General features: G+C 69.3%; 10 protein-coding genes and 2 pseudogenes. 6 read left to right on the top strand and 6 right to left on the bottom strand.

What is annotated here, in order from left to right; genetic code table 11:
• A partial coding sequence (locus J5F18_RS03140) for a substrate-binding domain-containing protein (protein WP_346300893.1) occupies window positions 1-908 on the top strand: 908 nt, incomplete at its 5' end.
• A gap of 76 nt (window positions 909-984) precedes the next feature.
• Here the strand turns inward: J5F18_RS03140 and tkt are convergent.
• Window positions 985-3,051 carry a transketolase gene (tkt, locus tag J5F18_RS03145; protein WP_346300894.1) on the bottom strand — a complete coding sequence of 689 codons (2,067 nt, stop codon included), beginning with the start codon at window positions 3,049-3,051 and terminating at the stop codon, window positions 985-987.
• Between the two features lie 231 nt (window positions 3,052-3,282).
• Here tkt and metK point away from each other — a divergent pair, with 231 nt between their 5' ends.
• Together metK and ahcY are read left to right on the top strand one after the other, a co-directional pair.
• Window positions 3,283-4,503: a methionine adenosyltransferase gene (metK, locus tag J5F18_RS03150; protein WP_346300895.1), complete on the top strand. Its 1,221-nt coding sequence runs from the start codon at window positions 3,283-3,285 to the stop codon at window positions 4,501-4,503.
• A gap of 142 nt (window positions 4,504-4,645) precedes the next feature.
• Window positions 4,646-6,053 (top strand): annotated as a pseudogene (ahcY, locus tag J5F18_RS03155) (adenosylhomocysteinase).
• Window positions 6,054-6,077: 24 nt separating this feature from the next.
• On the opposite strand, the gene J5F18_RS03160 reads toward ahcY, so the two are convergent.
• Together J5F18_RS03160 and J5F18_RS03165 are read right to left on the bottom strand one after the other, a co-directional pair.
• The gene (locus tag J5F18_RS03160; RefSeq protein ID WP_346300896.1) at window positions 6,078-6,536 is read right to left on the bottom strand and encodes a hypothetical protein; all 459 of its coding nucleotides are present in this window, start codon (window positions 6,534-6,536) and stop codon (window positions 6,078-6,080) included.
• Between the two features lie 6 nt (window positions 6,537-6,542).
• On the bottom strand, window positions 6,543-6,896 hold the full coding sequence (locus J5F18_RS03165; RefSeq protein WP_346300897.1) for a DUF6152 family protein: 354 nt from the start codon (window positions 6,894-6,896) through the stop codon (window positions 6,543-6,545).
• Window positions 6,897-7,068: 172 nt separating this feature from the next.
• Here J5F18_RS03165 and J5F18_RS03170 point away from each other — a divergent pair, with 172 nt between their 5' ends.
• The gene (locus tag J5F18_RS03170) at window positions 7,069-7,809 is read left to right on the top strand and encodes an AraC family transcriptional regulator (protein ID WP_346300898.1); all 741 of its coding nucleotides are present in this window, start codon (window positions 7,069-7,071) and stop codon (window positions 7,807-7,809) included.
• On the opposite strand, the gene J5F18_RS03175 is transcribed toward J5F18_RS03170, so the two are convergent.
• Window positions 7,770-8,708, bottom strand: coding sequence for an AEC family transporter (locus J5F18_RS03175; protein WP_346300899.1), 939 nt, complete (start codon window positions 8,706-8,708; stop codon window positions 7,770-7,772). The two genes, J5F18_RS03170 and J5F18_RS03175, sit on opposite strands and share 40 nt — an antisense overlap.
• A 144-nt stretch (window positions 8,709-8,852) precedes the next feature.
• Here J5F18_RS03175 and J5F18_RS03180 point away from each other — a divergent pair, with 144 nt between their 5' ends.
• Window positions 8,853-9,740: an EamA family transporter gene (locus J5F18_RS03180; RefSeq protein WP_346300900.1), complete on the top strand. Its 888-nt coding sequence runs from the start codon at window positions 8,853-8,855 to the stop codon at window positions 9,738-9,740.
• 109 nt (window positions 9,741-9,849) lie between these two features.
• Window positions 9,850-10,677 carry a methylenetetrahydrofolate reductase [NAD(P)H] gene (gene metF, locus J5F18_RS03185; RefSeq protein WP_346300901.1) on the top strand — a complete coding sequence of 276 codons (828 nt, stop codon included), beginning with the start codon at window positions 9,850-9,852 and terminating at the stop codon, window positions 10,675-10,677.
• A 55-nt stretch (window positions 10,678-10,732) separates the two neighbouring features.
• Here the strand turns inward: metF and J5F18_RS03190 are convergent, their stop codons facing one another.
• Both J5F18_RS03190 and J5F18_RS03195 read right to left on the bottom strand, forming a co-directional pair.
• On the bottom strand, window positions 10,733-11,788 hold the full coding sequence (locus J5F18_RS03190; protein ID WP_346300902.1) for a TAXI family TRAP transporter solute-binding subunit: 1,056 nt from the start codon (window positions 11,786-11,788) through the stop codon (window positions 10,733-10,735).
• A 71-nt stretch (window positions 11,789-11,859) separates the two neighbouring features.
• Window positions 11,860-12,116 (bottom strand): annotated as a pseudogene (locus J5F18_RS03195) (TRAP transporter permease); the annotation flags it as partial.

The following is a 12,116-nucleotide window of genomic DNA, read 5'->3' on the forward strand; positions in this document are numbered from 1 at the left end:
CGGCGATCGAACGGCTCGACTACACGCCGAGCACCTCGGCGCAGTCACTGAAGAAGAACGTGACTCATACCATCGGGATGATCGTGACCAGTTCCACCAACCCCTATTTCGCGGAAGTCGTCGCCGGGGTCGAGTCTCGGCTCTACGAAGCCGGCTTCAACCTGATGCTCTGCAACTCGGGCCGGGACATCGACAAGCAGCGCAGCTATATCCACACCCTGAAGGGCAAGCGCATCGACGGCCTGCTGATCCTCGAATCCGCGGTCTCCGAGGCCTATCTGGAGCTGCTGGCGTCCTGTTCCTTCCCGATCGTCTTGATGGATATGGAAGCCCCGGGGCTGGCGAGTGTCACCGATGACTCCGAGCAGGGGGGCTACCTGGCCACCGCCCACCTGATCGCCCAGGGGCACCGGTCCATCGGCTGCATCACCGGGCCCGAGGGGCACTTCCAGTCCCGTCAGCGCTATCGGGGCTTCCGGCGCGCACTGGAAGACGCCGGCCTCGCCTTCAACCCCGATTGGGTCTGTGCCGGCAACCTGGAGGCCGAAGGTGGCGAGGCCGCGATCCGCCGGCTGTGCCGGGGGACGACGCGCCCCACCGCCCTGTTCGCCTTCAACGACCTCTCGGCCCTGGGGGCGATGAGCCAGGCGCGCCGGGAGGGGCTGCGGGTGCCCGAGGCGCTCTCGATCATCGGCTACGACGACATCGAACTCGCCCGCCTGTTCGCCCCGGCGCTGACCACCGTGGGCCAGGGGGTCGAGCGCCTCTGCGACGAGGCGACCCGGCTCCTGACCACGGCCATTGCCACCAAGGCTCCCATCATCGAGCAGATTCGGGTCGAGCCGGAGCTGGTCATTCGCGACTCCGTCCGTTCGCCCGCGGTGTCGCCGAACGGCCGACCCGGTTAGGCCAGGTTCTCCAGGTTGGAGAGCGTGCCGGCCGGCACGGCCTTGAGCCCGAAATTCAGCGCGTCCTTGGGGAAGCTCACTCCCTTGCTGCCGCGAGCAGCGCCTCAGCCTGCTTCACCACCTTCGCCACGGTAAGGCCGAAGTGCTCGAAGAGGTCTTCTGCCTTGCCGGACTCGCCGTAGGTGGTCATGCCGATCACCTGGCCCGCCAGGCCCACGTACTTGGTCCAGTAGTCGGCATGGCCCGCCTCGATGGCGAGGCGCTTGGTCACCGCCCGGGGCAGCACGCTCTCGCGGTACTCGGCGTCCTGGCTATCGAAGTGGTCGGTGGAGGGCATGGAGACTACCCGCACGGCGTGGCCCTCCTGCTCAAGCGCGCCCGCCGCCTCCATGGCCAGCGCCACCTCGGAACCGGTGGCGATCAGGATCAGCTCGGGGGTCCCGTCGCACTCCTTGAGCACGCTCCCTTTCAGGACGTAGCCGCCGCGCTGGATATTGGCCAGCTGCTGCTGGGTGCGCGGCTGGTGGGGCAGGTTCTGGCGCGACAGCACCAGGGCGGTGGGGCCGGAGTGGCGCTTCAGGGCGGCATCCCAGGCGGCGGCGGTCTCCACGGCGTCGCAGGGGCGCCAGGTGGCGAGGTTGGGGGTGGTGCGCAGGGCAGTGAGCTGCTCGATGGGCTGGTGGGTGGGGCCGTCCTCGCCCAGGCCGATGGAGTCGTGGGTGAAGACGTAGATGGCGCGCTTGCCCATCAGCGCCGCCATGCGCACGGCGTTGCGCATGTACTCCATGAAGATCAGGAAGGTGGCGCCGTAGACAATGAAGCCACCGTGCAGGGCGATGCCGTTCATGATCGCCCCCATGCCGAACTCGCGCACCCCGTAGTGGAGGTAGTTGCCGTCCGGAGAGCCCTCAGCGGGGGTTGTGGAAGAGCCCTCAGCGGGGTTGTTGGAAGAGCCCGGCGTGATCGCCTTCGCGCCGTTCCAGAAGGTCAGATTGGAGGGGGCCAGGTCGGCGCTGCCGCCGAGCAGCTCGGGCAGCTGGGGGCCCAGCGCGTTGAGGCAGTTGAGCGACGCCTTGCGGGAGGCGATGGTCTCGCCGGCCTGCTGGGCCTGCTCGACCAGCGCCTCGCTGGTGAGCTCGATGGGCAGCTTGCCCTGCATGCGGCGCTGGAACTCGCGGGCCAGCTCGGGGTGGTCGGCGCGGTAGCGCTCGAAGCGCGCCTGCCACTCGGCCTGGGCGGTGCGGCCCGGCTCGCGGGCATCCCAGCCCTGGTAGATCGGCTCGGGGATATGGAAGGGAGCGTGGGGCCAGTCGAGCCGCTGACGCGCCGCGGCGACCTCCTCCTCGCCCAGCGGGGCGCCGTGGCACTCCTCCTTGCCCTGCTTGTTGGGGGCGCCGAAGCCGATGACGGTCTTGCAGATGATCAGGCTCGGCTTGTCGTCATGGCTGCGGGCCAGCTCGATGGCGGCCTTGATCTCCTCGGGCTTGTGGCCGTCGACGTTGGGCACCACGTGCCAGCCGTAGGCCTCGAAGCGCTTGGCGGTGTCGTCGGTGAACCAGCCCTCGACCTCGCCGTCGATGGAGATGCCGTTGTCGTCGTAGAAGGTGATCAGCTTGCCGAGCTGCTGGGTGCCGGCCAGCGAGGCGACCTCATGGGAGATGCCCTCCATCAGGCAGCCGTCGCCGACGAAGCACCAAGTGGTGTGGTCGACGATGGTATGGCCCGGGCGGTTGAACTGGGCCGCCAGGGTCTTCTCGGCGATGGCCATGCCCACGGCATTGGCCAGGCCCTGGCCCAGCGGGCCGGTGGTGGTCTCGATGCCCGGGGCGTAGCCGAATTCGGGGTGGCCGGCGGTCTTGGCATGCAGCTGGCGGAAATTCTGCAGCTCTTCGAGGCTCAGCTCGTAGCCGGTGAGGTGCAGCAGCGAGTAGAGCAGCATGGAGCCGTGGCCGTTGGAGAGCACGAAGCGGTCGCGATCGGCCCATTGGGGGTCGTCCGGATTGTGCTTGAGGTAGTCGTTCCACAGCACCTCGGCGATATCGGCCATGCCCATGGGCGCGCCGGGGTGACCGGACTTGGCCTTCTGGACGGCATCCATGGAGAGGGCGCGAATGGCATTGGCCAGTTCGAATCGGGACGGCATCGGGTAGCTCCTCGCCTGCGGAAGAAATAAGGGTGATGGCCACCGCCGGCGTAGCGCGGGGCATGCAATCTGGCTGGGTTCGGTCGCCGCGGGACAGGCGCGGCACAATGGAATTCGGCCCAATATTGTCGCCGACTTGACGCCCCGCATCAAATCGTGGATGCCTCGCCATGCCCCAGCGTGTAGACTCCTGCCCCCGATAAGACTGCTTCACACTCGGTCGAGGACGCCATGAGCGAATACTCCCTGTTTACCTCCGAATCCGTCTCCGAGGGTCATCCCGACAAGATCGCCGACCAGATCTCCGATGCGGTGCTCGATGCCATCATCGCCCGCGACAAGCAGGCCCGGGTGGCCTGCGAGACCCTGGTCAAGACCGGCGTGGCCATCGTCGCCGGCGAGATCAGCACCACGGCCTGGGTCGACCTCGAGGCGATCGTGCGCGAGGTGATCACCGGCATCGGCTACACCTCCTCGGACGTGGGCTTCGACGGCGAGACCTGCGGCGTGCTCAACCTGATCGGCAAGCAGAGCCTGGATATCGCCCAGGGGGTCGACCGCAGCCAGCCCGAGGACCAGGGGGCCGGCGACCAGGGGCTGATGTTCGGCTACGCCACCAGCGAGACCGACTCCTTCATGCCGGCGCCGATCCACTACGCCCATCGTCTCGTCGAGCGCCAGGCGGAGCTGCGCAAGCACGGCCTGCTGCCCTGGCTGCGCCCGGATGCCAAGAGCCAGGTCACCTTCCGCTACGATGCCGAGGGCAGGCCCTGCGCCGTGGACGCCGTGGTGCTCTCCACCCAGCACGACCCGGGCATCGACCAGGATGAGCTGCGCAAGATGGTCAAGCGCGAGATCATCGAGCAGGTGATCCCCGCCGAGTGGCTCTCCGAGAACACCCGGTACCACATCAACCCCACCGGCAAGTTCGTGATCGGCGGCCCGGTGGGCGACTGCGGCCTCACCGGGCGCAAGATCATCGTCGACACCTACGGCGGCATGGCCCGCCACGGCGGCGGCGCCTTCTCCGGCAAGGACCCCTCCAAGGTGGACCGCAGCGCCGCCTACGCCGGGCGCTACGTGGCCAAGAACCTCGTCGCCGCGGGCCTGGCCGAGAAGTGCGAGATCCAGGTCTCCTACGCCATCGGCGTGGCCGAGCCCACCTCGGTCTCCATCAACACTTTCGGCACCGGCAGGATCGACGACGCGCACATCATCGAGCTGGTGCGCGAGCACTTCGACCTGCGCCCCCACGCCATCACCCGTATGCTCGACCTGCTCCACCCCATGTACCGGCTCACCGCGGCCTACGGCCACTTCGGCCGTGAGCCCTTCGAGACCTCCTACACCTGGACCGACCCCCAGGGTCTCGAGCACACCGAGACCTTCATCGCCTTCCCCTGGGAGAAGACCGACCGCGCCAGCGCCCTGCGCGCCGCGGCCGGCCTCTAAGTCCCGGCGCCACCTCGGATAGCACGACGCCCGGCCTTGGCCGGGCGTCGTGCGTTTTCGGGGAGTTGGCCCTCTCCTTGGCCAGCGTCGCCGGCTGCGGCCTATAGTGAAGGTCACGCCGTTTCCTGCGAAGAGGTGATCCATGACCCAGCCCGCCGTTTCCGCTCCCCCCGCCCAGGACCACAAGGTCGCCGACCTTTCACTGGCCGAGTGGGGGCGTCGCGAGATCCGCATCGCCGAGACCGAGATGCCGGCGCTGATGGCGATCCGCGCCAAGTACCGCGACGAGCAGCCGCTGGCGGGGGCGCGCATCGCCGGCTGCATCCACATGACCATCCAGACCGCGGTGCTGATCGAGACGCTTATCGACCTGGGGGCCAGCGTGCGCTGGTCGTCGTGCAACATCTTCTCCACCCAGGACCATGCCGCTGCGGCCATCGCCGCCGCCGGGATCCCGGTGTTCGCCTGGAAGGGCGAGACGGAGGCGGAGTTCTGGTGGTGCATCGAGCAGACGGTGGCGGGCCCGGACGGCTGGACGCCCAACCTGGTGCTGGATGACGGCGGCGACCTTACCGCCCTCTTGCACGACAAGTACCCCGCACGGCTCGATGCCATCCACGGCATCTCCGAGGAGACCACCACCGGGGTGCACCGCCTGCAGGAGATGCTGCGCGACGGCCTGCTGCGGGTGCCCGCCATCAACGTCAACGACGCCGTCACCAAGTCGAAGAACGACAACAAGTACGGCTGCCGCCACTCCCTCAGTGACGCCATCAAGCGCGCCACCGACCACCTGCTGGCCGGCAAGCAGGCGCTGGTGGTGGGCTACGGCGACGTGGGCAAGGGCTCGGCGGCCTCGCTGCGCCAGGAGGGGATGATCGTCAAGGTGGCGGAGGTCGACCCGATCTGCGCCATGCAGGCCTGCATGGACGGCTTCGAGGTGGTGTCGCCCTACCGGGAGGGCCTCAACCGGGGCAGCGAGAGCATCGACCGGGCGCTGCTGCAGAAGATCGATCTGGTGGTCACGGCCACCGGCAATATCGACGCTTGCGATGCGGCCATGCTGCAGGCCCTCAAGCCGGGGGCGGTGGTGTGCAACATCGGCCACTTCGACAGCGAGATCGACACCGCCTTCATGCGCCACCAGTGGCACTGGGAGGAGGTCAAGTCCCAGGTGCACAAGGTCTACCGCGACAGCGACCCGGGCGACTTCCCCCGACAGCCGCGACTACCTGATCCTGCTCGCCGAGGGGCGGCTGGTGAACCTCGGCAACGCCACCGGCCACCCCTCGCGGGTGATGGATGGCTCCTTCGCCAACCAGGTGCTGGCGCAGATCCTCCTCTACCAGGGGGGCTTCGCCGAGCTCTCCGAGGACGCACAGCGCGAGGCGCTCGGGGTCAGGGTGCTGCCGCGCCAGCTCGACGAGGAGGTGGCCCGCTACATGGTGGAGGGCTTCGGCGGGGTGATCACCCGCCTGACCGAGGCCCAGGTGCGCTACACCGGCGTCCCCGCCGACGGCCCCTACAAGCCCGACAGCTACCGCTACTGATCGGCCTTCAGGCGAGGCGCTGGGTCAAACGAAGGCCAGAAAGCGGCCGGTGGCCAGGACGGCAACCCACAAGGCCAGGGACAGTGCCCCGGCCAGGCGCAGCCGCCGGGGCGAGGCGTTGGCCAGCCCTGGCCCCAGGTTGAGGGCGAGGGCGTTGGCGATGGCCAGGACGATCAGCGTCAGCTTGAGCCAGAACAGCGGCATGGCCGCATAGCCCGGTGGGTCGGCGAGGAAAAGCAGGCCTCCGGTGGCGAGCGCCAGCAGCAACCCGGTGATGGCCACCGGCTGCAGCAGTCGAGCCAGAGGGGTCAGCGCCAGCCGGTGCTGCCAGCCCAGCAGGCGCAGGTCGAGGGCGACGATGGCGCCGACCAGCAGGGCGATGCCCAGCACGTGCAGCGCATTGAGGATCCCATAGCCCCAGCGCGACAGTCGCACCCAGTCGGCAAGTGGCGTCTCGGCCAGCCAGGCCAGCAGGGCCGTCATGGGGGATCAGATGCGTCCGGGATAGAGTACGTAGTGATTGTCGCCGATCCACAGCTGCTCGGCCTTGAGCAGCCGTTCGCCGGAATGCTCGCCCGAGACGCGGATCTCGACTCCTTCGGCGAGATCGCCCTCCTCCAGACCGGCACGGGCATTGCGCCAGGGCTGACCGACCTCCACCGTCCAGGCCTCGCCCTCCACGTCCAGGGTCAGCTCGCCGTGGGGGTTGCCGAGGCGCACCGCGGTGATGGTGCCTGTGAGTTCGATGGTCTCGCCGCCGGTCCAGCCGTGGTGGGCCTGGGCCGGGGCGATGGCCAGCAGCAGGGCGGCCAAGGCCGCCAGCAGCAAGGATCGCCGTCGCATGCTCGACTCCTCCGCCTGTGGGGTTCTCTTCAGGCTAGCCGTGCCCGGGTGAGCTGCAAGCTGGCGTCATCCCCCGGCGTGACGCTGATGGCTGCGAGTTGTGTCAGACTGAAGCGAGGGGCGCCCTGCGGCCCCCTCGTTTTCGCGTTCGACCGATCACCCGAGGTTGCCCATGACCCGACCCATCATCGAGACGCGCGCCTATTCCGATCGCGTGTTGACCGACCGCCACGCCTTTCACCAGCTCCTGCTGGGGCTGGAGGGGTGCGTGGAGCTCGAGGTCGGCGGCCGAGGCGTGCGGGTCGAGCGGGGGGTGCTGGCGCCCGTCGGCGCGGGCGACGAGCACCACTACCTGGCGCCGCGCGACAACGCCACCCTGGTGCTGGACCTGCCGGTGGCCTGGTGCGAGGCGCTGCAGCTGGAGGCGCTGTTCGAGGGTCGGCCACGGCGGCTGCCGGCGACCCTGGCGGCCCGGGGGCGGCACCTCGGGGCCACCGGTGCCCCGGCGCTGGCGGGTTGGCTGAGCGAGGTGCTGGCCGAGGCGGCACCGTTCATGCACGAACCGCGGCTGCGGCTGTTGCGGCTGCTGCCCGAGATCGAGGCCGACCTGGCCCGGCCCTGGCGGGTGCGCGACTGGGCGGCGCGCTGCCACCTGGCCGAGGCCGCCTTCGCCCGCCAGTTCCGGGCGCTGACCGGGCAGTCACCCCATGCCTGGCTGGTGGCGCGGCGCCTGGCCCGGGCCCGGACGCTGATGGGCGCGTCGCTTGCCAGTCTCACCGAGATCGCCCTGGCCTGCGGTTTCGGCGATGCGGCGCACTTCTCTCGGGTGTTTCGCTCGCGCCATGGGTGCTCCCCGCGCCAGTGGCGCGACCGTCATTGCAGGCCGGTAAGCCGCACCAACCCCGCCAGGTAGAGGGGGATCAGCAGCGGCGCGGCCAGGGTCGTCAGCAGCACGGCGATGGCACCCTTCTCCGGGCGGATCGAGAGCTCCATCGCCACCACCACCACATTGGCGGCCACTGGCACCACGCCGACCAGCAGCAGCGCCAGGGCCAGCTCCGTGGAGATCCCCAGGCCGGCCCGCAGGCCGAGCACCGCGATGCCGGCGAGCAGCGGCCAGAGGCCGTAGCGGATGGCCACGCAGGCGCCGATGAAGCGCCCATCCAGCTCGCGGATCGTCACACCGCCCAGCGTCATGCCGATGATCATCATGCCCAGCAGGGTGTAGGTCGGCGGAAAGACCTCGAGTCCCGCCATCACCGCCGCGGGTATCGGCAGCCCCAGAGCGCTGACCAGCAGGGCGGCCAGGAAGGCGTAGATCAGCGGCAGGCGCAGGATCCGGGTCAGGCTCTGGCGTACCGAGAACTGCCCCCGGGCGCTGAGGTAGTAGCCCACCGTGAACTCGTAGAGGGTGATGCCCAGCAGGCAGAAGAGGTAGAGGGTCACCCCCTCCGGCGGCAGCAGCACCATGGCGATGGGCAAGCCGAAGTAGCCGGTATTGCCGGTGCCGGCGGAGAAGGCCAGCACGGCGGCCTCCTGGGCGGGGACGAGGGGACGCACCAGTTGCCTGACCGCGATGGCGATCAGGCTGGCCACCAGGAAGAGCCCCAGGGTCAGCAGCAGGTAGCCCGGTGTGGGCCCGCCCAGGGTCAGGCCGCGAAAGAAGGTCAGTGGGGCGATGATATAGATCAGCAGGGTGGCGATGGGCCGTGGGTCCAGGGACAGGTGCCGCGCACAGAGCCAGCCCAGGCCGACGAAGGCCAGCAGCATCCATAGGGGGCCCAGCAGGGTGGCGCCGAGGTCGAGTTCCATTATCGCAACATTCGCATGTAAAGAGGCTTATCATGCCCGCTCGGGGGGCCGTTGTCAGGGGGCGCGGGAGGTCAGGATTCGACAAGTCAGACTGCGCTTTGGCTGGCAGGCTGGGCACTCCATCGCCTGTTGCCCCCTGATGCCATGACCACGACCAGCCTACCCTCTCCCAACGTCCGCGCCACCGCCATCGGCGCCACCACCGTGCTCAACTGGGCCCTGCTGGCGGCGCTGACGCAGCTCTCGGGGCCCGTGCCTCCCTTCCTGCTCACCGCCCTGGCCTTCTCGATTGCCTTTCTCTGCTTCGCCGCCTGGTTGCTGCTGCGCGGCGAGTCGCTGATCGCCCCGCTGCGCCAGACGCCGGCGGTCTGGGCGCTGGGGGTGGGCGGGCTGTTCGGCTATCACGCCCTCTACTTCGTGGCCCAGCAGAATGCCCCGCCGGCCAACGCTGGGCTGATCAGCTATCTGTGGCCGCTGCTGATCGTGCTCTTCGTGGCGCTGCTGCCCGGCGAGCGCTTGAAGGCCGTGCATGTGATCGGTGCCCTGCTGGGCTTCGCCGGGGCGGCGCTGCTGGTGGGGGGCGATGTGGATGCCGGGGGCAGCCTGCTGGGCTACGGGGCGGCCCTGGCCTGTGCCTTCCTGTGGAGCGGCTATTCGGTGCTGTCGCGCCTCACCCGCGGCGTGCCCACGGCGGCGGTGGGTGGCTTCTGCCTGGTCACGGCGCTGTTGGCGGCGCTCTGCCACCTGCTCTTCGAGCCGACCCGCTGGCCCGAGGGCCTGGGCTGGCTGGGGGTGATCGGCCTGGGCCTGGGACCTGTGGGCAGCGCCTTCTTCACCTGGGACCTGGGCGTCAAGCATGGCGATCTGCGCTTGCTGGGGTTGCTCGCCTACTTCACCCCGCTGCTCTCGACCCTGGTGCTGATCGCCACGGGTTATGCCACGGCCACGCCGCTGCTGGCCCTGGCGGCAGGGCTGATCACCCTGGGCATGCTGGTGGGCAGCGGGCGGCTCAAACATGAAAAACCCTCATGATGGCACCGGGAAACTTTCATTGGTCGCCGTCCGCGGCCATCGGCGAGAATGGAGGCCGATTCGATGACGCAGAGAGACCCGCCCCGTGGCGGGTGACGAGGAGCCAACCATGAGTGCCACCGAGCATCCGCTGGGGATCAGTTTCGAGTTCTTCCCGCCCAACACCGAGGCCGGCCGCGAGAAGCTCCTCGGCGTGCGCGATGCCCTGGCGGCGCGCCAACCGCGCTTCTTCTCGGTGACCTACGGGGCCGGCGGCTCCACCCAGGACCGCACCCTCAACACCGTGCGTCGGGTGCGCGAGAGCGGGATCCCCACCGCCCCGCACCTCTCCTGCATCGGCAGCGAGAAGGGCCAGCTGCGGGAGCTGCTGGCCCGCTACCGGGAGGAGGGCATCGACAGCCTGGTGGCACTGCGTGGCGACCTGCCCTCGGGCATGGGCGGCATCGGCGAGCTGCGCTATGCCAACGAGCTGGTCGAGTTCATCCGCGAGGAGACCGGCGATCATTTCGAGATCGCCGTGGCCGCCTATCCCGAGTCGCATCCCCAGGCGCCCAGCTTCGAGCGAGATCTCGAGAACTTCGCCCGCAAGGTGAAGGCCGGCGCCAATCTTGCCATCACCCAGTACTTCTTCAACGCCGACGCCTACTTCCATTTCGTCGAGCGGGCGCGAGCGCTGGGGGTCGAGGCGCCCATCGTGCCGGGCATCATGCCGATCACCAACTACACCAAGCTGGCGCGCTTCTCCGACGCCTGCGGGGCGGAGATCCCGCGCTGGATCCGCAAGCAGCTCGAGGCCTACGGCGATGACAGCGAGGCCATCGCGGCCTTCGGCGAGGAGGTGATCTCGCAGCTCTGCCAGCGCCTGCTGGAGGGGGGCGTGCCGTCCGGCTACTTCCCTCTCTTCGCCGGCCTCGCCCAGGCCGTCTGCTCGCCGTAACGACCCGGGCCCCGCCAATTGGCGGGGCCCGGGTCGTCTGATCTCGCGGCAAGGGTCAGTCGGTCGTCTCCTCGTCGGTGGCGTCGGCGGTCTCCTCGGCTTCCTCCTCCGCGCGCATCTCGGGGGGCAGCATGGCGCTGGGCACCTCGAGGCCCTGCTCCTCGTAGTAGCGCACGGCCCCGGGGTGGAACCAGATCACTGCGTTCTTGTCGAGGTGCTCCGCCCGGGTCTCCACCGCGGCGGGGTGGATCGCCTCCATGGCCTCGGGGTGGTCGAGCACCAGCTTCATCAGCTCATAGACGAAGTCCTCCGGAAGATCCTTGTGGCCGATGGCGAAGTTCCAGAAGGAGACCGAGGCCTGGGGTGCGTCCATGGCGGCGTAGGTGTCGGCGGGGATCTCGAAGGCCGAGACCGGGAACGTCTCCAGCAGGGTGGCCTGCTGCTCCTCGGTCAGGCCGAACATGCGCACGTTGCGGTTGCGCTCGAGGCGCTGGAAGGCGCTGATCGGCAGGCCGGCGCAGAAGGCGAAGGCGTCGCTGAGCCGCGAGGTGAGGTAGTCGGCCAGGTGGTTCGCGCCGGCATACTGCAGCTGGACGTTCTCGACGCCCAGCGCCCCCAGGAACTGTGGCCAGTAGGCGGCACAGGTGCCGCCCATGGGGCCGACGCCGACGCGTCGACCGCTCAGGTCCTCGATGCCCTCAATGCCCGAGCCGGCGAGGACCACCACGTGGAACGGCGTCTGGTACATGGGGAACAGCGCCCGCACGTCGCGCATCGCCTCGCCGCGGGCGAACTCCGCCTCGCCCTCCCAGAGCTCCTGGGCCGGGCCCAGGGTGACCAGGCCCAGCTCGGCTTCGCCAGTGTGGACCAGGGTCATGTTGTGGTAGGGGCCTCCGGTGGCCTGCGACACGGCCGTGATGCCCAGCTCGTCGCTGATGCGGGTCACCAGGCCGTCACCGTAGACCTGGTAGGTACCGCCCAGCGAGGCGGTGCCCAGCAGCACCTCCGTTGGCCAGTCCGCCCGCTCGTCGGCCTGGGCCAGGGTGTTGCCCAGCAGCAGGCCACAGGCGGCGACCAGCGGGAAGAAGGGGGCATACCGTTGACTGCTCATGGTCACTCTCCTGTCAGTTCTCTGGCCTCGGGCCGGGGCGTCGAGCCTCCCCGGCCCGGGGCCGCACGCGGTCAGCTCGAGGCCGTGGGCTTGGTCTTCAGCGCGGAAGCCTGCCAGGCGAAGACCAGGCCACCGAGCCCGAGGCCGATCAGGTCGGTCATCCAGCCGCCGGCGATCATCGACAGCGCCGCGGCCAGCAGCAGCACGCGCTGCACCGGGTTGACGCCGCCGTTGAGGAACCAGCCCTGGACGGCGGCAGCCAGCAGGTAGATGCCCACCGCGGCGGTGATCGCCACGCGCAGGATCTGCATCCAGGTGCCGTCCATCA

This window comes from Halomonas sp. BM-2019, from assembly GCF_017584085.1.

Bases quoted from the DNA above. Each gene is read 5' to 3' on its own strand.
- J5F18_RS03160 (WP_346300896.1), bottom strand. From the start codon at position 6,536: ATGACGGCCCTGCTGGCCTGGCTGGCCGAGACGCCACTTGCCGACTGG.
- J5F18_RS03165 (WP_346300897.1), bottom strand. From the start codon at position 6,896: ATGCGACGGCGATCCTTGCTGCTGGCGGCCTTGGCCGCCCTGCTGCTG.
- J5F18_RS03190 (WP_346300902.1), bottom strand. From the start codon at position 11,788: ATGAGCAGTCAACGGTATGCCCCCTTCTTCCCGCTGGTCGCCGCCTGT.
- metK (WP_346300895.1), top strand. From the start codon at position 3,283: ATGAGCGAATACTCCCTGTTTACCTCCGAATCCGTCTCCGAGGGTCAT.
- J5F18_RS03170 (WP_346300898.1), top strand. From the start codon at position 7,069: ATGACCCGACCCATCATCGAGACGCGCGCCTATTCCGATCGCGTGTTG.
- tkt (WP_346300894.1), bottom strand. From the start codon at position 3,051: ATGCCGTCCCGATTCGAACTGGCCAATGCCATTCGCGCCCTCTCCATG.
- metF (WP_346300901.1), top strand. From the start codon at position 9,850: ATGAGTGCCACCGAGCATCCGCTGGGGATCAGTTTCGAGTTCTTCCCG.
- J5F18_RS03175 (WP_346300899.1), bottom strand. From the start codon at position 8,708: ATGGAACTCGACCTCGGCGCCACCCTGCTGGGCCCCCTATGGATGCTG.
- J5F18_RS03180 (WP_346300900.1), top strand. From the start codon at position 8,853: ATGACCACGACCAGCCTACCCTCTCCCAACGTCCGCGCCACCGCCATC.